This is a genomic window from Spirosoma spitsbergense DSM 19989 (assembly GCF_000374085.1).
Lineage (GTDB): Bacteria > Bacteroidota > Bacteroidia > Cytophagales > Spirosomataceae > Spirosoma > Spirosoma spitsbergense.
The window spans coordinates 25,882-43,972 of the sequence record NZ_KB893544.1 but is presented as its reverse complement, the minus strand read 5'-3'; the positions used below and the strand labels follow the sequence as shown (position 1 = coordinate 43,972).

Annotated in this window: 21 protein-coding genes and 2 tRNA genes; 8 read left to right on the top strand and 15 right to left on the bottom strand. The window is 50.7% G+C overall.

Annotation, left to right across the window (positions count from 1 at the left end; translation table 11 throughout):
* Positions 1-24: 24 nt before the first annotated feature.
* The 5 genes from B157_RS0115095 to B157_RS0115075 all read right to left on the bottom strand — a co-directional run bounded on the left by B157_RS0115095 (position 25) and on the right by B157_RS0115075 (position 4,102).
* A complete protein-coding gene (locus B157_RS0115095; RefSeq protein WP_020604136.1) occupies positions 25-1,212 on the bottom strand; it encodes a phosphoglycerate kinase in 1,188 nt (395 codons plus the stop codon).
* Positions 1,213-1,294: 82 nt separating this feature from the next.
* Positions 1,295-1,699 (bottom strand): type II toxin-antitoxin system VapC family toxin, encoded by a 405-nt coding sequence (gene vapC, locus B157_RS0115090; protein WP_020604135.1) that lies wholly within the window; start codon positions 1,697-1,699, stop codon positions 1,295-1,297.
* Entirely contained in the window at positions 1,687-1,902 is a 216-nt protein-coding gene (locus B157_RS0115085; RefSeq protein ID WP_020604134.1) for a type II toxin-antitoxin system VapB family antitoxin, read from the bottom strand. The genes vapC and B157_RS0115085 overlap by 13 nt, the downstream gene beginning before the upstream one ends.
* 45 nt (positions 1,903-1,947) lie before the next feature.
* The gene (locus B157_RS0115080; protein ID WP_020604133.1) at positions 1,948-3,138 is read right to left on the bottom strand and encodes a hypothetical protein; all 1,191 of its coding nucleotides are present in this window, start codon (positions 3,136-3,138) and stop codon (positions 1,948-1,950) included.
* Positions 3,125-4,102, bottom strand: coding sequence for a DUF2157 domain-containing protein (locus tag B157_RS0115075; protein ID WP_020604132.1), 978 nt, complete (start codon positions 4,100-4,102; stop codon positions 3,125-3,127). The genes B157_RS0115080 and B157_RS0115075 overlap by 14 nt, the downstream gene beginning before the upstream one ends.
* Positions 4,103-4,132: 30 nt before the next feature.
* On the opposite strand from B157_RS0115075, the gene B157_RS0115070 reads away from it, so the two are divergent.
* Positions 4,133-5,821: a VRR-NUC domain-containing protein gene (locus tag B157_RS0115070; RefSeq protein WP_020604131.1), complete on the top strand. Its 1,689-nt coding sequence runs from the start codon at positions 4,133-4,135 to the stop codon at positions 5,819-5,821.
* An 18-nt stretch (positions 5,822-5,839) separates the two neighbouring features.
* Here the strand turns inward: B157_RS0115070 and B157_RS0115065 are convergent, their stop codons facing one another.
* A complete protein-coding gene (locus tag B157_RS0115065) occupies positions 5,840-6,595 on the bottom strand; it encodes a class I SAM-dependent methyltransferase (protein ID WP_020604130.1) in 756 nt (251 codons plus the stop codon).
* Positions 6,596-6,746: 151 nt separating this feature from the next.
* On the opposite strand from B157_RS0115065, the gene B157_RS0115060 reads away from it, so the two are divergent.
* Positions 6,747-7,160: a c-type cytochrome gene (locus B157_RS0115060; protein ID WP_020604129.1), complete on the top strand. Its 414-nt coding sequence runs from the start codon at positions 6,747-6,749 to the stop codon at positions 7,158-7,160.
* A 76-nt stretch (positions 7,161-7,236) separates the two neighbouring features.
* Here B157_RS0115060 and B157_RS0115055 read toward each other — a convergent pair whose 3' ends face one another.
* The 3 genes from B157_RS0115055 to B157_RS0115040 form a co-directional block, all read right to left on the bottom strand.
* Positions 7,237-8,559, bottom strand: a complete 1,323-nt coding sequence (locus B157_RS0115055) for a Gfo/Idh/MocA family protein (protein ID WP_020604128.1) — start codon at positions 8,557-8,559, stop codon at positions 7,237-7,239.
* A 231-nt stretch (positions 8,560-8,790) separates the two neighbouring features.
* Complete coding sequence (locus B157_RS0115045) at positions 8,791-9,222, bottom strand: ABA4-like family protein (RefSeq protein WP_020604126.1); 432 nt, start codon at positions 9,220-9,222, stop codon at positions 8,791-8,793.
* A 115-nt stretch (positions 9,223-9,337) separates the two neighbouring features.
* Positions 9,338-10,543, bottom strand: coding sequence for a dipeptidase (locus tag B157_RS0115040; RefSeq protein ID WP_020604125.1), 1,206 nt, complete (start codon positions 10,541-10,543; stop codon positions 9,338-9,340).
* 212 nt (positions 10,544-10,755) lie between these two features.
* Here B157_RS0115040 and ubiE point away from each other — a divergent pair, with 212 nt between their 5' ends.
* The 3 genes from ubiE (at position 10,756) to B157_RS0115025 (ending at position 12,424) form a co-directional block, all read left to right on the top strand.
* Positions 10,756-11,502, top strand: coding sequence for a bifunctional demethylmenaquinone methyltransferase/2-methoxy-6-polyprenyl-1,4-benzoquinol methylase UbiE (gene ubiE / locus B157_RS0115035; RefSeq protein WP_020604124.1), 747 nt, complete (start codon positions 10,756-10,758; stop codon positions 11,500-11,502).
* Positions 11,499-12,221, top strand: a complete 723-nt coding sequence (gene porT, locus B157_RS0115030) for a type IX secretion/gliding motility protein PorT/SprT (RefSeq protein ID WP_020604123.1) — start codon at positions 11,499-11,501, stop codon at positions 12,219-12,221. Before ubiE ends, porT begins: the two co-directional genes overlap by 4 nt.
* A gap of 125 nt (positions 12,222-12,346) precedes the next feature.
* A tRNA-Val gene (locus B157_RS0115025) sits at positions 12,347-12,424 on the top strand.
* A 158-nt stretch (positions 12,425-12,582) separates the two neighbouring features.
* Here B157_RS0115025 and B157_RS38290 read toward each other — a convergent pair.
* On the bottom strand, positions 12,583-12,735 hold the full coding sequence (locus B157_RS38290; protein WP_020604122.1) for a hypothetical protein: 153 nt from the start codon (positions 12,733-12,735) through the stop codon (positions 12,583-12,585).
* A 225-nt stretch (positions 12,736-12,960) separates the two neighbouring features.
* On the opposite strand from B157_RS38290, the gene B157_RS0115015 reads away from it, so the two are divergent.
* Genes B157_RS0115015 through B157_RS0115005 form a run of 3 tightly spaced genes read left to right on the top strand, consistent with a single transcriptional unit; the run spans position 12,961 to position 15,281 of the window.
* Entirely contained in the window at positions 12,961-14,505 is a 1,545-nt protein-coding gene (locus tag B157_RS0115015) for a class I SAM-dependent DNA methyltransferase (RefSeq protein ID WP_020604121.1), read from the top strand.
* Between the two features lie 2 nt (positions 14,506-14,507).
* Positions 14,508-14,948 carry a nucleotidyltransferase substrate binding protein gene (locus B157_RS0115010; RefSeq protein ID WP_020604120.1) on the top strand — a complete coding sequence of 147 codons (441 nt, stop codon included), beginning with the start codon at positions 14,508-14,510 and terminating at the stop codon, positions 14,946-14,948.
* Positions 14,949-14,951: 3 nt separating this feature from the next.
* On the top strand, positions 14,952-15,281 hold the full coding sequence (locus B157_RS0115005; protein ID WP_020604119.1) for a nucleotidyltransferase family protein: 330 nt from the start codon (positions 14,952-14,954) through the stop codon (positions 15,279-15,281).
* 222 nt (positions 15,282-15,503) lie between these two features.
* On the opposite strand, the gene B157_RS0115000 is transcribed toward B157_RS0115005, so the two are convergent.
* The 5 genes from B157_RS0115000 to B157_RS0114980 all read right to left on the bottom strand — a co-directional run bounded on the left by B157_RS0115000 (position 15,504) and on the right by B157_RS0114980 (position 18,053).
* A complete protein-coding gene (locus tag B157_RS0115000) occupies positions 15,504-15,941 on the bottom strand; it encodes a putative toxin-antitoxin system toxin component, PIN family (RefSeq protein WP_020604118.1) in 438 nt (145 codons plus the stop codon).
* Positions 15,938-16,162: a hypothetical protein gene (locus tag B157_RS0114995; protein WP_020604117.1), complete on the bottom strand. Its 225-nt coding sequence runs from the start codon at positions 16,160-16,162 to the stop codon at positions 15,938-15,940. Before B157_RS0114995 ends, B157_RS0115000 begins: the two co-directional genes overlap by 4 nt.
* A 248-nt stretch (positions 16,163-16,410) precedes the next feature.
* Positions 16,411-16,484 (bottom strand) — tRNA-Arg (locus B157_RS0114990).
* 53 nt (positions 16,485-16,537) lie between these two features.
* Positions 16,538-17,335, bottom strand: a complete 798-nt coding sequence (locus tag B157_RS0114985) for an enoyl-CoA hydratase/isomerase family protein (protein WP_020604116.1) — start codon at positions 17,333-17,335, stop codon at positions 16,538-16,540.
* A gap of 130 nt (positions 17,336-17,465) precedes the next feature.
* Positions 17,466-18,053, bottom strand: coding sequence for a hypothetical protein (locus B157_RS0114980; protein ID WP_020604115.1), 588 nt, complete (start codon positions 18,051-18,053; stop codon positions 17,466-17,468).
* Positions 18,054-18,091: the final 38 nt, after the last annotated feature.

Genomic DNA, 18,091 nt, shown 5'->3' with positions numbered 1-18,091 from the left:
TGAACAACAAACTAACTACAAACCTTATTCCAGCGCTGCTACCCCCGGAAGCGTCTTGCCTTCCATGTATTCCAGCAATGCGCCACCACCGGTCGATACGTAGCTAACACGGTCGCCGTAGCCCGCCTGATTGATGGCCGACGCCGAGTCGCCACCGCCAATGAGCGAGAAGGCGCCATTTTCTTCCGTTGCTTTCACTACGGCTTCGGCAATAGCGTTGGTCCCTTCGGCAAAATTCTCGAACTCGAATACGCCCATCGGCCCGTTCCAGAGAATGGTTTTCGATTGCATGACGATTCCCTTAAATAGCTCGATGGTTTCCGGACCAATGTCCAGTCCCTGCCAGCCATCAGGAATCTGCCCCGTGGGTACTACCTGCCGGTTGGCATCGTTCGAGAATGCATCGGCGCAGAGATTATCCAGCGGCATGTAAATTTTCACCCCTTTTTCTTCTGCTTTTTTCAGTATCTCAAGGGCTAAGTCCTGTTTATCGGCTTCGAGTAATGAACCACCTATTTGTCCCCCTTTCGCTTTCGTGAACGTATAGGTCATCCCCCCGCCAATGATGAGGTTATCGACCTTATCGAGCAGTTTTTCGATGATCAGGATTTTATCGGAAATTTTGGCCCCACCCATAATGGCGGTAAACGGACGCTCGGCTTCTTCCAGAATCTTTTTGGCGTTGGCCAGTTCAGCATTCATCACGTAACCTGCTATCCGGTCATCAAAAAACTGGCCCATTACGGCCGTACTGGCGTGTGCCCGGTGCGCGGTGCCAAAGGCATCATTTACCCACACATCGCCCAGTTTAGCCAATTTTTTGGCGAATTCTACGTCACCCTTTTCTTCTTCTTTATAAAAGCGAAGATTTTCGAGCAACAGGATTTCGCCCGGTTTCAGGCTGGCAGCCAGGTCGGTAGCCGATTGCCCGATACAGTCGTCGGCAAATTTCACCTCCCGGCCAAAGGCTTCTTTCAGCGCGGGTAGCAAGTGTTTAAGCGAGTATTTCTCTTCGGGACCACCCTTCGGCCGACCGAGGTGGGACATTAGAATGGCCGAGCCCCCATCGTTCACGATTTTCATGACGGTTGGGATGGTTGCCCTGATACGGGTATCGTCGGTGATGTTGTATGTTGAGTCGAGGGGTACGTTGAAGTCAACCCGAACGAGGGCTTTCTTACCCGCGAAATTATAGGAGTCTACGGTTTTCATGCGACGGCGTATAGTCGTTGGTTTGCGGGGTCAAACTTAACGGTTTTTCGGCAGACGTGCCTATGAACTTTGCTGTTCCTGTTTATGATGTCGCAATTCTGAGGGCAGTATGACGAGCGATTTGCTCAAAGTCGATATCATTATGCAGGACGGGAAGATCGTAGAACAGGGCATAATGAGCAATCAGGCAATCGTTGGGTTTCCGAATCGTTACGCCTTTTTTTCGGAGCGTACGATACAGTTGGGCGGCTTCGATAGCAGCCTCTACAGCATCGAGCCGGAGCAGTACGCAGGCAAGCATATTTTTTTGGGTACGCACGAATTGGCTATCGTCTCGAATGCCCTGCAATGTCTCCTGAAGGATAATAGGGAGGATAGCTACGCGGTTTGTACTGACTAGCAGTTCAGTTACCAGTTTTGTCTGGCTGTTCTGAATACCTCGAAAGTAATCTATCCAGATGGACGTATCAACGATTATTGATCCCATCCGTCTACGGTTGTATCCGTTCTCATCTGGCTCAAATCACCTTCCCACGTTACCTGTCCAAACATGGACGCGAGATCCTGTCGACGTGCCATGTTAATGTATTCCCTGAGGGCAAGTTCTACAGCCGCCTTCTTAGTCTTCAACTGGCTGACCTCCATAGCTTGCTGAATCAATTCGTCGTTGATATCAATATTAGTTCGCATCGTGTTTATTGTCTTTATACACAAATATACGCCGTTTTATACACATCAATATTTCCCCTCCGCGCCACCACCACCAAAATTACCTTCGCCAAAACGCAGGTTATCTTTTTGCTCCTGCGTAGCCGCGCCCGTTGCCTGAACGATGGCTATGTTGGCGGCATTGGTGAAAAACTCATTGGGCGAATCATCATCCGGTTCATCCGTAAACCCATGCTTCGATTGGGCTGCGTAACGAATACCCATTACGGCCAACCCAATAAGTATAGCCCCTCCCAACGTCAGGGCCACGTTGAGCGGTACCAGTGCGGCATACTCATGGACCGTTGCCGCAGCCCCAATCAATCCCAACAGGCCCAGCACCAGCAGCATCCGGTCTTTTTTCGTGAATCCCCGACCGACGTAGATACCGGGAATGAGAAAGGTAAGGAGCCAAAACAACGTGGACAAGGCAATTTCAGGAGCCTCCTTTGGCAAACGAACGCCGGGTATGCGTTCCAGCAGTAAGCCGTTGAGTTCACGTACTACAAAATAGTTGCCACTGGCCGCCAGCATAATCAGCGAAAACCATTGGACGAGGTTCAGCGGGTCGGTATAATACGTGTCTTTCGGGTTAGACCGCTGAATTTGGGCAGTACCAAGATATAGCACCAGCGAGAGAGCCATCATCACGAAAGGCAGTACCTCCTTTCCCCAAGGGTATGTCAGTAAGCCGTTGAAAACACCGGTATAAAACGTAGCGACAACAAAAAAAGCAATCAGCGTATCGCCGTAGTACCACAAAATGACCAACAGCAGCGGTAATGTCAGAAAGCAGTGGGCCGCAATAGACAGTTCGGTAGAGACCAGTTGGTTAAAACCGAACGCCAGGAATCCCGCCATCGTCACCACAAAGGCGTTGTCGATGCCATTACGGTATAGTAACCGGCGCTTTATCAGAAGATTCCCAACAAGACCAATGACAACACCAGCGGCCATATTGAATAAACCATAAATGACGGACGATTCAGCCAGGGCTAAAAATAGACTGGCCGGTAACAGATAACAGGCTGTTATGGCCACTGTAGTGAACAAAAACAACCCGATTTCCAGAAAGCCATTCGTCTGCCGAAACTCGACCGGATACGTTTTCCGCACCGATTTCATCTGTTCATCGGACAGTAATTTTTGTTTATGCCACCGCCCGGCCTGCTCCAGAATCGTTCGGTTATAAATCCACTGTTCGTTATACGCTTTCATCCGCACGGTTCTGTTTGGGTAGCTGACTCATCAGGTAATACACGGCGGCAATACCCGTAATGATAAAGTACCAGTAGTAGATGTCGTCATTGGCTGGGCGCAGGTAGTGAAAAAACAGGAACGTGATGCCAATGTACCCGTACACCACACTCATCAGTAAAAAGACGAAGAACCCTTCCCGGCGGGCGTAGGCATCCAGCACCAAACAGGCAACGGCCAGGCCCCCGGCAAACCCCAGTCGAATTTCACCAAAGTTGAACAGGCCGCCCAGTAACGCCACCATCAGCAGATTACCGGCCAGCGTCAGGTAGGTATAGGTAAAATGCGGCTTAACCCGCTTTCGGTCCAGAAACAACGCCACACCGATTAAAACAAGCGCCAAACCGATAGCCGAAAAGACCGTGGCCTGGTTGACAAAGTTGGTTTTAAAATACAGTTCGAGCGGGCGAACAGTTACCCCCACCCAGGAAACGAGTGCCGTCAGCGCCATGCCCAACACGCCCCGGTGGTCGAACCGGTAGGCCAAGGGCAGAAACAACAGGGCGGGCAGCAGCGTAACCAGACCATACCGTTCGCCGAATACATTGTATGCATATTGTGCGTAGCCTTCGAGGGTCAGGAATAGCAGGCAGGCCAGAATCAGGGCGTAGTCGCCCAGGGCAGACCTGCTCTTCGTCTGATTGATGGTCCATTCAGGACGATTTCGCCAGGCAAATACAAAACTACCGGCGCAGGCAATAGCAATGACCACGAGCAGGGCACCATGCCCAATCCGGTCGAAGTTATCATAAACCAGAAGGCCAAGGCCCGAGCTCAGCAGCAGAATACCGATGTACAGCATGGCCCGCAACTCCCAGTGGAGCGAAAACAACCTTCGCTGCTCTACGTCGGCTATACCAGCCTGTTGTTCGGGGGGCAAAATACCCTGTTCTCCCAGTTCGTTCAGGACATCGTTTGGGGACATAAACGGTGTTTTTAGTGTTATTAATCCAGCATGGTCGGACAGCAGAAAATCATTCTCACCCCGCGTTATTACCTCGACAATTTCCGCTACGTGCTGGACTTTGTCAAACGGCTATACGGCAATTTACTGACCGATACCGAATGGGATTTTATTAATCGGTTTGAGGGGCTACCCCTCGATGCCCAATGCCTGTATGTACGATTCAGCAACCGCAAAGGACTCTTTTTTCGCGTCAACAAACTACAATATACCGAAATAACTGACCTACCGGTCGCTACGGCAGAGTTGCTCCGTACCGGATTTGTCGACCCCTTATCGGCGCATCATGTGTCCCAGGGCAACGAAGCCCTTAGCGTTTTCACCAAACCCGAACTGCTGGACCTGTTACCCCTGGAGCCGGAAGAAACGAAAGCATTGGGCAAAGAAAAAAAAGAACAGGTGGTCCGCTACGCCCTGAACGAGCTTGACTTTGGGGAAATTGTGACCAGCCTGACAACGCACGAAGCCGTAGTAAAGGTGAATTTCGAAGCCGAAGACATGATGGTTAAATACCTGTTTTTCGGCAATCGGGGCGGCAGCATGACCGAATTTGTGGTGCGCGACCTCGGTATGGTCAATTTTGAACGGTACGACGAAAGCAAGCTGACCGCCCGGTTCCGCACCCGAAAAGAGGTAGAAGATAAACTACTGATTTCGCTCACCAACGAGGAGTTTTATGGCCTGAAAGAAGCCGAAACGCCCGCCGACGATATTTACAACTGGTTTTTGAACTGGAACGAAACCCGCCCCGAACTGACCGAAATTGCCATTCCAGGTTACCAGAAACTGGTGTGCCGGGTGGGGGCATACCTGGAACGCCAGAAACTACCCGAACAGGCATTATCGGTCTATGAGCTTTCTGACCGGGTACCCGCCCGCGAACGGCGCGTTCGGCTCCTGTTCCGAAATGGGGCCGTGGAAGAAGCACTTGCCCTGTGCGACGAAATAGCCGTCAGCCCGCTCAATGCCGAAGAGCGGTACTTCGCCAATGACTTCCGTGAAAAAATTCTGAGCGCGGGCGAAAAGAAACGTACCCGAAAAGCCACCACCCGCTTCCTGCTCGATGCCGGGAGTGTGAACATACCAGCCGCCTACCGCCACCACGTGGAGGCTGGCGTAATGAATTATTACCTGGAGCAGGACTATGACGCGGCTTTCACGGAGAATTATCCCTGGCGCGGGTTGTTCGGGCTGGTTTTCTGGGATATTATTTACGATGCCAACGTATCGGCCATTCACCACCCGTTGCAACGTGCTCCGTCTGATTTTTACCTGCCCGATTTTTACCTGAAGCGGGAAACGCTGCTGAAAAATCGCCTGACCGAACTGGCCACCAAAGGCGACTGGCGACGGCATACGGGGCGGATGTTCAATGCCAAATACGGCATCACGAACGTACTGGTCGACTGGTCGGATGAGTTGCTGACGCTGGTGCAGCGCATGATTGATTTGCTGGACATCGAACAACTCCGGCTGATTCTGCTCGAAATGGCCCGCAATGTCCGCGAACACACCCGTGGCTTCCCGGACCTGCTCATCTGGAACGAACAGGGCGACTATGAGTTTGTGGAAGTCAAATCCCCTACTGACCATCTCGGTCCACAACAACTGCACTGGCTGGAATTCTTCCAGACCATCGGTGTTCACGGGAAAGTGATTCGGGTAATCTGGGAATTATAAAGACCGGTATGCCGGTCTTTACACCCTACCCACGCGTAGAAATATAGAAAAGCGAACCTCGCGTTCCTGCTCACCCCAGATGGGTTTTAACTCCTCTCCCAGTTCGGTTACGGGGTCGCTCTCGTTTTCGTACAGGTATTGCCGAACTGCCGACCAGGTTCGGAGGTAATTCAGGAATCGGTCCAGCGTCCAGTGTTTTCGTGCCGTGAAGGTGGCCCGTTGAGCATCCAGAAACGGAAAAGGAAGCGTAGCATACTCCTCATCGATGTGAACACGCTGCGGATCCCAGTAGGGACCAATACGGTTTCGATAAAAATCGAGCATAATGCCATCGAGGTCGGATCCCAGTTGCACCAGCCCATAGCCCCATTCGGCAATGATTCCACCGGGCTTCGCTACCCGACGAACTTCCCCATGAAAGGCATCGACATTGAACCAATGAATTGCCTGGGCTACGGTAATCAGGTCGAACGTGTTATCGGCAAAAGGCGCTTGCTCGGCAGAGCCCAGCTGGTAGTGGATATTCGGTTTCTGAACAGCCAGGATAAGTTGCGTTTCACTGATATCGGTTGCTTCGACCTGCTCAAAAAAGCTGGCTAATGCCCCGGCCACCTGCCCGTTTCCCGTAGCACAGTCCCAGGCAATATGTCTGTTTTGGATCAGTGAGCCAATAAAATCGTATAGTTCGGGCGGGTAGTCGATTCGATATTGGGCGTATAAATCGGCGTGGCCGGAGAAGCGGTCAATGGGTTGCCTGATTTTTTCTTTTGCCATTTTAAACGTTTTCGTTTAACAACTGTCTAATAGTTGGGTTAATAGGAAAACCAGTACAAAATTGGGTTATCAATTGAAAGCATCTATTTTTGTGCGGTAACCTATCGCCCTCCGTTATTTTGTTTGTTCATTTACTGTTTACCCGATTCTCATGAAAAAATTACTTGGTACTCTTTTCGCTGCGGCTTCTTTCACGGCTCTTTCGTTCAATGCGAACGCGCAGGCTTCCACTGCCGATATCCCGGCTGATATGAATGCCCTGATGAGCAAATATACCTGTATTGCCTGCCATCGCCCAAACCAGCGGCTGGTTGGTCCTGCTTATGCCGACGTAGCGAAGAAAAATTACTCAAACGAGGAAATCGTCAACCTGATTTATAACCCGATTCCAGCCCATTGGCCGGGCTATCCTCCAATGGCCGCCATGAAGCAGGTTCCTAAAGACGACGCCATGAAACTGGCCGTCTGGATTAACTCGCTGGATGGTGATAAGAAGGGGACGACGAAGAAAAGTTCAACAAAGAAGACCTCGACTAAGTCGAGCAAGACGACCAAAAAGTCGTAAGCGTTTTCCTGTACCAGTTCAACGGCTCATCCTGCGCAGGATGAGCCGTTTTTTTGTAGCCTCTTTTTCAGCGGTATCAGGTCGGATATTGCCAGTCGCCCCGGTAAGCCCGGCTGAGGAGTTTGTTTGCTTCCGGATCGTTCGGAATCTGGCTACCATCCCAGGCCACGCTCCGACCGAGTTTCATGGAGAGCATACCCAGCAGGGCCATATTGGTAGAACGGTGGCCAATTTCAATATCGCAGACAGGGAGTTTATTCGTTTTGATACTATCCAGAAAATTAGCCCAAAGCTGGGCGATATTTTGGTCGTCGGGTTTATTTAGCTGTGCATCCTGATGAATGACGGGCTTTTTGGGGTCGGCCGGATAGAACGTCCAGCCATCGAGCCATCCCATATGGAATGTGCCTTCTGTGCCGTAGAAATAGACACCCACCGCCTGCTGTGGGTGGGTTTTTTCGGCGTTGTTTCCCGCAAAAGTTCGTTGCTCCCAAATAGCGGTAAAATCCTCAAACTCATAAGTAGCTACCTGATGATCGGGCGCATCGTTACTATTCTGCACAATGGCCCGGCCACCCGTTGAATAAATTTTTCGTGGGTGTTTTTCTTCCGTCCACCACAAAATCTGGTCGAGCCAATGAATCCCCCAATCGCCGAGTACACCGTTCCCGTAATCCAGAAAATTACGCCAGCCCCGGGGGTGCATCGTTGGGTTAAAGGCGCGTAGGGGAGCAGGGCCGCACCACATATTCCAGTCCATTTCTTTGGGAGGTTCGGTATCGGGCGTCGGCTGACCGGCTCCACCGGCGTAGTACACAAAGGCGCGGGCCATCCCGATTTTTCCTACTTTCCCCGATTTTATAAACTCCATGCCCGACACATTATGGGGCGACACCCGCCGGTGGGTACCCACCTGACAGATACGCCCCGTTTGCCGGGCGGTTTTAACCATTGCCTTCCCTTCATTGACGGTATGCGAAATGGGTTTTTCGACGTACACATGCGCCCCTGCCTGCATAGCAGCAATGGCAATGAGCGGGTGCCAATGATCAGGGGTAGCGACAATGACTATCTCTGGCTTTTCGGTGGCCAGCATCTCCCGGTAATCGCGGTAGAGTTTAGGTTTGTCGGACGTTAGCTTAGCCAGATCATCGCTGGTCTTTTTAAGTTGACGCGTATCGACATCACAGAGGGCTACTATTTTGGATTCGCCTGCCTGTACGGCATTGAGCAGAATATTACCACCCCACCAGCCGGTTCCAACCACAGCCGTACGGTATTTCTGCGCTTTTTTTGGCGTGATAAACGCACGAACTTCGAGTGGGTCGGTAACGAGGGCAGCGCCGGCCAGGCCAAGTGTGGCCCGGGCTGATGTTTTAAGGAAATCAGTGCGATTCATCGGGTAACATACGGATTTAGGTATGAGTCTGAGTGGCTTTTTCTATTGCCCTATCAGGTATCAAAGAGAATCCATGCGTTTTTTTACCGTCAATTCATCAGCCCTGCCAGTAGCGGTTTACCGGCTAATGCCGAGCTGACGAAACAAAGCAGGCCAAACCAGTATAAAACAGCATTTCGGGTTTTCAGTGTCGTTATGAATGTTATCATTACGATAGCGTTTAGCACTCAGTTAAACGGTTATCTTACGGGTACGAACAATTCGAATGACCCAGTACAAAAGCAAACCAACCGGCCCCAGCATGAAGCAGAAAAACAGGGGAATGATAATAAGCCAGTGCGGTATGGCTTTTTCTTCCGAATCGCGCACAATGAACGTACCGGCCACCAGGTCGAAGGCGAGGTAATGCACCCAACCCGCCAGCATCACCCCATCGCCCCCGTTAGCAAACAGGCCTTTTACGCCCGACAAAGACCCAAATGCCGCAAAGTCAACGGGACCTCCGCTGAACAGATACATTACATACAGAACGGCCAGGGCTACCGGAATCAAGTACGAATTCATCAACCACTTCGTCACGCTCCAGCGTGGTGCAACCACCATCAGCAACCATTGCGGCAGTACAAGGGTGTTGGCCAATTGAAAAACTGTTTCAGGCACCATAACCTGTTTATAGTATTTGGTTTATGGTTTTCAGTAGTTGGTTGCCTGATAAGAACTTAGCTTATTGGGGGCGCTGTGACGCGCCCCCTTAAACCACAAACCAAATACCGTAAACCTACTGAACCTTCGCCTGACCCAGCACCCGCAGCAAGTTACCGCCCCATATTTTGGCAATATCGGCTTCGGAATACTTCCGGCGGACCAGTTCGGCGGTCAGGTTCTCGATTTCACTTACATCTTCCAGACCATTTACACCCCCACCCCCATCGAAGTCGGAGCCGATGCCTACATGATCAATCCCGACCAGTTTGACGATATGGTCGATATGATCGACAATGTCCGACAGGCTTGCCCGCTCGGATGCGTACACCTTCGCGACTGAATCGCTCTGGGCTTCCAGCCGCGCTTTCATATCGCCCGACAGTATTTTACCCACACCTGCCATCCGGATTTTGGTTTTGGCCGCGCGGTGGGCATCCGACGGTTTCTTCAGGTAATCACTCACAAAGTTCACCTGCACTACACCTCCTTTGGCGGCAATAGCCTTAATCATATCGTCGGTCATGTTGCGCGGGAAATCGCAAAGGGCGCGGCAGTTGGAGTGCGAGGCAATAACGGGCGCTTTCGAGAGGGCCAACGCGTCGTAGAATGTACTGTCGGCCACGTGCGACACGTCGATCAGAATACCCAGCCGGTTCATTTCAGGCACGACCTGTTTCCCGAAATCGCTCAAACCGCCGTAAATAGGGCCGTCGGGGTCGGTGGAGGAATCACCGATGAGGTTGTTGGCAAAGTGCGTAAGGGTGATATAGCGGCAACCCAGATCATAATAGGTTTTAAGCATGGACAAATCCTTACCGATGGGATATCCGTTTTCCATTCCGATAAAAACGGCCCGTTTGCCAGCCTTCTGAATCCGGTATGCATCGGCGGGGGATGTGGCTAATTCGGCCAGGTCGGGGTATTTTTTCAGTGCCTGATGAACCAGGTCGAACTGGTTCAGCGCATTACGTTTCGCTTCGGCATGGCCCGAATCGGTGCGGGGTCCCTGTGCGGTGTACACCGCAAAAAACATGGCATCCATCCCCCCCTTTTTCATGCGCGGAAAATCAATCTGCGAACCGTCTTTTTTGGTGTCGTGCGATACGCCCACATCAAAACCCGGCTTCTGCATCATAATAGGAGCATCGGCGTGGGTATCGAGCGTTAATACGCGCTGGTGAATTTTACGGGCCTTTTTCGCAATTGGATCATCGGGACCAGACACCTGAATAACCAGTGCATTGAGTGTTAGCAGGGTTGAGAAAAAGAGAGAGAGCATCGTTCGTAAAGGTTGTAAAATAAAACTGTGTTGGTCGAAACTACGCATTGCCCGGCATAATGGCAAACTTTCAGAATCGACGTGGGGTTAAACAATTAGTGAATGAGCGAATGAGTGAGTGAATGAATAAATTGCTGGTGCATCACTCATTCCCCGCCCTGACGGTCCTGTCATTCACTAATTCAATCATTCACTAATTCACTCATTGAAACATGTCCATTGTTCCGTATAAAGACAAAGACACCTCCAAGCGCGAACAGGTTGCGGAGATGTTCGACACCATTTCGCCCAAATATGACCTGCTAAACCACGTGCTGAGTGGTGGTATCGACATCCTCTGGCGCAAGCGGGCCATTCGGGAACTCCGCAAAGCCCTCGCGCCCAAAACCCCGAAACGGATTCTGGATATTGCTACCGGAACAGGTGATTTTGCCCTGGAAGCACTCGCGCTGAAACCCGAGACAATTGTGGGTATGGATATTTCGGAGGGGATGCTGGCCGTGGGGCGCGAGAAAATGAAGAAACGGGGAGTCGACCAGGTTATCGAAATGCGGTCGGGGGATTCGGAAGGTTTACCCCTGCCAGACAATGATTTCGATGCTGTCATCGTTGCATTTGGTGTACGTAACTTCGAGAACCTGCTCAAAGGCTTAACCGACATGCACCGCGTTACCCGCCCCGGTGGCGTTTGTGTGGTACTGGAATTCTCGAATCCGCGTCAGTTTCCGTTTAAACAGTTATACGGTTTTTACTCCCGGACTATCCTGCCGCTCATTGGGCGTATGGTAAGCAAAGACGCATCGGCCTATACCTACCTGCCCGAATCCGTGCAGGCCTTTCCCGACGGTCCCAACTTCCTGCGTATCTATGAAGCGGCCGGATTCAAACATACCAAATGGATACCGCTTACCTTCGGCGTCGCGTCAATTTACATAGGCCACAAGCTGGCCCAGCCATGATTAAACAGTTTACGCAGGCAGGAATACGCCTGAGCATGGGGCTTCTTATCGGCATACTCGTCTGTAGTCAGGCATCCGCCCAGACCTCGTATAAATATGTACGCAAGCACCTGGAACGGTACGACGACAAAACAATCCACTACGGTTTTTTCTTTGCCATGCCCGTTACCCGTTTCAGCGTAACGTATAGTCCGGCCTTCCTGACCGCCGATTCGGCCCGACGGATTTATTCACCCAACAGGCCGGCTTTCCGGGTTGGTTTTGTGGTTAATACCTTTCTGGATGATCGGTTCGATCTACGCCTGACCCCTTCCGTATCGCTTTTTAGTCGGGAGGTTCAGTATGACTATCCGGGCGGTACCTCAAAAACTGAAACCCGCGAATCGACCTGGATTGATTTTCCGCTGCTGCTTAAGTATAAATCCGAACGGCGCAACAATAGCCGTATGTATCTACTGGCGGGTGGTACGTTCAGTATCGAGAGTAACGTACGCAAGAAAGAGCTTACCGGGGCAAGCAAACTAAGCACCGGCACCATGGATTTTGCCATCGAATACGGCATCGGGTTCGAGCAGTTCTTCGAGTTTTTCAAATTCGCCCCTGAACTGCGCTTCTCGCACGGGCTCGTTAACCTCTATAACCCCGGCACCAATGCGGCCAGCGTAGGGATTAGTAGACTGACCAGCCATTCGGTGACGCTGTACCTGAATTTTGAGTAAAAACAGACGGTTGGCTATCAACTGCTTGCGAAAAAATTTCACTTTTTTTGCCCGAAGGTTTGCATAAAGGCACTTGAGCCACTTATATTTGCACTCCCAAAGCGATAGCAACCGGGACAAGAAAAGGGAGTTTAGCTCAGCTGGTTCAGAGCATCTGCCTTACAAGCAGAGGGTCGGGGGTTCGAACCCCTCAACTCCCACCACTGAAAATCAAGCACTTATAGCATAAAAACTATAAGTGCTTTTTTCGTTTCTACTAACACGTTTACTAACACAAATCTATGTTAGGCCATAATTCAAGACGTAAAAAAAGCCTGACTGTGTAGCCAGGCTTCCTTGTTTGTAGTGCTTGCCGTTAGGTTTACTTCTCCCGAAACGCTGTATAAAGTTCTCCTCCCAGCGCGTTGAACAGATCGTTCAGGATTTTCAGGCCCCGCTTACGCCTACCCTGTTCGATGTTGCCAATAACAGGGGCCGGGTAACCAATAGATTCGCCTGAGTCATGCCCCGCCACTTTCGTAAACCGGTAATCAGTTCATAGTATCAGCTTAAACCCCCAGTCAAAACTGGCTCATAAAAGGGCAAGAACATAGTAATTACATAAACGGTCAAAACCCCGGCTATAAATCAACTGCATGCACAAATAGTAATAAAACGCGCTGCGCTTCACCCTGCCAAAAGCTTAATTCTTTGCTATATTTGACCACTAAGACGTACTACATTCCATTACTATCATTTCATGTTTGATTTTAAATCACTTGAACGAACTCTTTGGCAAGCTGCTGATAAGCTGCGCAATAATATGGATGCGGCCGAGTACAAACACATTATGCTGGGCCTCATTTTCCTTAAATATATCTCCGACGCTTTCGATGAACTGCATATAAAACTGAAGGCTGGGCAAGGAGAATTTGCGGGGGGCGACCCCGAAGATGCCGACGAGTACCTGGCCTACAATGTATTCTACGAACCAGAGACGGCTCGTTGGGCGTATTTACAAAATCGGGCGAAGCAACCGGATATTGGACAGTTGATCGACGGGGCAATGAATGCCATAGAACGCATTAACACCAACCTCAAAGGGATTCTGCCCCGTAACTACGCCGACCCGGACTTAGACAAACAACGACTTGGCGAACTGCTCGACCTGATTGGCAACGTGGGTTTTGGCGCCAACGGTCACCAAAGCAAAGATTTGCTGGGGCAGGTATATGAATACTTTCTGGGCATGTTTGCCGATGCCGAAGGCAAAAACGGCGGGCAGTTCTACACACCCGTAAGCATTGTTCGGCTGTTGGTCGATATGCTGGAGCCATACCGGGGGCGGGTCTATGACGGTTGTTGCGGCAGCGGGGGCATGTTTGTGCAGAGTGAGAAATTTGTCGAGAGCCATCAGGGACGCATTAGCGATCTCTCCGTTTACGGACAGGAAAGCAACCCCACAACAGTGAAGCTATGTAAGATGAATCTGGCCATTAGGGGAATCGACGCCAATATTCAGTTTGGCGATACATTCACCAATGACCAGCACACTGAGGTAAATCATGGGATTGACTACGTAATGGCTAACCCGCCGTTTAACATTAGCGACTGGAAAGGCGAACAACTCCGCGACGACGTGCGCTGGAAATACGGAATACCGCCTGTGGGCAACGCCAACTATGCCTGGCTGCAACACTTTGTGCATAAACTCAGTCCCAACGGTACAGCGGGCATTGTGCTGGCTAACGGCAGCATGAACTCCAACTCAGGGGGCGAGGGCGAAATTAGGCGTAATATGATTGAAGCGGGCTTGGTAGATTGTATGGTAGCCCTGCCTGCGCAACTGTTCTACAACACCATGATTCCGGCCTGCCTGTGGTTTCTGGCACGTAACCGTTCTAATGCCGGGCCGTCGCACGGAAAGTTTAGAGACCGGCGCAACGAGGTCCTGTTTATCGATGCCCGGAAGATGGGCGTGATGATAAACCGACGTAACCGTGAACTGACCGATGCTGACCTTAACCTGATTACGAGTACGTACCACAAATGGCGTAATACCGATAGCGTGTACACCGACATGGCTGGCTTCTGCAAAAGCGCGACACTGGAGGAGGTACGAACGAACAGCTACGTACTGATGCCCGGCCGCTACGTAGGCACGGAGGAAGAAGCCGAAGAAACAATTCCCTTTGCCGAGAAGATGCAGACGCTGACCACGCAACTCGCCGAACAGTTTGCCAAAAGTGCTGAATTAGAAGCGGTAATACGCACTAACTTGCAGTCAATCAGGTACGAACTATAACTATGAATCAGGACATTCGCTGGCTACAACGCTTCAGCAATTTGAAAAAGGCGTTTGCTCAATTGGAAGAAGCGGTTTCGTTGCCAACTCTTTCCAAATTAGAGAAGCAAGGGCTAATCAAAGGCTTCGAGATTGTGTACGAACTGGCCTGGAACACACTGAAAGATCTGCTACAGGAGCAGGGCTACACGGGTATTCTCGGCTCAAAAGATACGTTCAGGCTGGGTAATCAGGTCGGGCTGCTTAACGACGGTAACATCTGGATGGAAATGGTGAAGAGTCGCAATGCTACATCCCACACCTACGACGAAGAAACAGCCGATGAAATCATAGAAGCGATCCGGGAGCGCTACTTCTTCGCGTTTTCGATGCTCATCTCAACAGTAGACGCTATCAGTACCGAACGACTGCGTAACCCCGATGAACCAGCAGCAAACAATTAACCCATGCCATACGGACTGACCGATACTCAGATTACTCAAATTCAGCGGGTGCTGGCCCAAACGCCCCGTCTGGAGCGGGCAGTGTTGTTTGGCTCCCGCGCCAAAGGTACCCATAAACCCGGCTCCGATATTGACCTGGCTTTGATAGGCGACACGCTCCAATTTGCCGACCGGCTCTGGCTCGACAATGAACTGGACGATCTTGATCTACCGGTTTTCTTCGACCTCATTGTGTACCGGCAAATCAGCGAACCTGCTCTACGCGAGCACATCGACCGTGTAGGCGTTACGCTCTATAGCCGCGAAAAACAAACCACCAAACACTATTCGTAAAAATTTAAAAGGAATTGGTTACGATGTAAGGGAGGAGGACATACGGTTTGAATATCAATCAGAATTTGGAATAATGGCTCCTACTGGGGCATATGATGTGTAGCAAAAAAAGAAAGCCCCGCTGGCTTAGCGGGGCTTCTGGTGCACTTGTAGGGATTCGAAGGCGGGCGCGCCCCTGGCCCAAACATCCTGCGTTCCACTCAGGGGACCTATTCCATTGAACTACGTAGGGAAATAATCTTGCTTGGCTATATGCTCTTTTAACAGTTGGCAAAACGTATCAAACGTCAGTAAACCGATTTTTGGAAACGGTATATCAGGTAAATGCCGGAAATGCCCGTCATTCGTAACAATGTAATCTGCGTTGCCTACCACAGCCGCATCAGTGAATTTATTGTCATCGGGGTCATCTGGAATAAGCAGCAACCGAAACGCTGGCTCTACTCGGATAAGAGTCGGAAAATTGTCGAGAGCCAGTAACGTGCGATCAGCGAAAGCGACTGAGTACTGACGTTCGAGCAGTTCGGCGTATTCATCTAAAATTTCAGTTGATACTACCAACTCAAATTTACCATCTCGCAGGGAATCGTACACCCACCGATAGGCAGAGAAATACGGAGTGATAACCAACATAATATTGGTATCGAGTAGTACCCTCATTGTGGTTTGTAGGGTGTACGCAAGTGGGTATCCAGCAACAGATCCAGATCGGCCTGAGTAGAAGGGCTTTGCTGTTGCAACCGTTCCATTTCTTCATCAGCCTTACTGACAAAATAATTGGCCAGCAAGGTTTTGATGTCAGCCAGTTCGCTGGGTTCCAGATCGTGGGCAAACAACTGCAATAGATGAAGTTGGACGGGATTGAGTTTCGTAGCGGTCATTTCCAAGAAAGATGTGTTTTCAAATTTACGAAATTTGCTTTATCCGAAAACATAGAAAACAAAAAGCCGGTTAGCTGATAATAAAGCCAACCGGATACTATTCAAGTGTACTTGTAGGGATTCGAAGTCGGACGCGCCCCCGGCCTAAACCTCCTGATCCCTACCGGGGTGGCGCTCCACTCAGGGGCTATATCCAAGTGAGCGACGTAGCAGACAATAAAAAAGCCGCTTCTTCTGAAGCGGCTTAGTGCACTCGTAGGGATTCGAACCCCAAACCTCCTGATCCGTAGTCAGGTGCTCTATCCAATTGAGCTACGAATGCATTTCCCGTGAATTGGGAGTGCAAAAGTAGGGAGAAAAAGCGTGTCTGTCAATCTATTTTCCTGAAAAATTTGCTTTTCGCTTCATCAGGAAGGAGCCAATGCCTTCGATAGCATCGACCGAGCCACCCAAAGTATCCTGATTAGCCGCTTCCTGTTCCAGTTGATTGGCAAGATCGGTGTACAGGGATTGATTCAAAACCCGTTTCATGGCACCGATAGCGCGGGTAGGAGCCGTAGCGTAGTAGGCTACCACATCAGCCACCGCCGTGTCCAGGTCTGCCGCTGGAACAGACTGGCTAACCAATCCCATTTGGGCGGCTTCCGGGCCATACACCCGCCTGCCGGTGCTGCACAGGTCAAATGCCCGTTGGGCGCCAATGAGCCGGGGTAAGAAAAAGGTAGAACCGGCATCAGGCATCAGGCCGATATTTACGAATATCTGGCTAAAATACGCTTCATCAGCGCAAATGATTACATCACACGCCAATGCCAATGAAAAACCCGCTCCGGCAGCAACGCCGTTGACCCGTCCAATTACGGGCTTTGGCAGGTTACGGATGGCCTGAATCATGGGGTGATAGGTCTGCCGGAGTGAATCACCCAGCGCCAACTGACCACCCGTGGATGCAGCCTGCGCAAATCCTTCTTTTAGATCAGCACCCGATGAGAATGCCTTGTCGCCCGCACCGGTCAGTACAACAACGCGTACCTGCTCATCAGCCCCCGCAGCCTCTATAGCCGCCGTAATATCATTTATCAGCCCGGCACTGAGGGCGTTGTACACCTGAGGGCGATTGAGAGTAATGTGACAAACTGCGCCCTGCCGTTCGTAGAGAAGATTATCAAACATATTGTTTTCGGAAAACAGTAGGCAAGCATACGGCTTTTGACGGAGTTGGCAAAATTATAGTAGCCTGTCACGCACTCCTAATAGGTTATAGCCACTTCATGTCAACGACAGGAACCTCCGGTTTACTCGTTTACAATAACCAGTAAACCGTCATAAAACTAACGGTCAGGCCCAGCACCAGACCAGCGTTAACCTGGGCTGGCGTGTGCGCGTTGAGTTTTAGCCGGGCACTGACAACCAAACCGGTTAACAAGATCAGCAAAAGAAACGGGAAGAATAAATCGGTTATACTAAATCGGAGCATTATACTGCCAATAATGCCGACAACTCCGCTAATACCGACACTGTGCGCACTGATCTGCCAGGATAGGCTGATAATACCAACCAGAAGAATAGAAACGGCGATACCACCAATCAGTATCCCGATTTCGGGGGCAAGTCTGGAAATCCCCTCCATTCGGAACGCGAAGAGATAGGCCAGAAAGAGATAGACCAGTGCCGTCAGAAAAAAAGGCAAACGGCGGTCAGCCAGTGTATTCAGGTATAAACTCTGAACGTAGCCGCTACGAAAAAGGTAATAAATCAGGAGGGACGGTACGGCAAACGTGCCAACAAAAACCAGTACCAGCAGGCTTAAACGTACTGAGCCGGCAAAAGCATCCATCCCCAATACCGCAGGAACCTGAAACAGGAGCAGGCCAAACAGCAAAGTCGGCATTAGTAACGGATGGAGAACGACCGAAAGTAAGCGGGCAA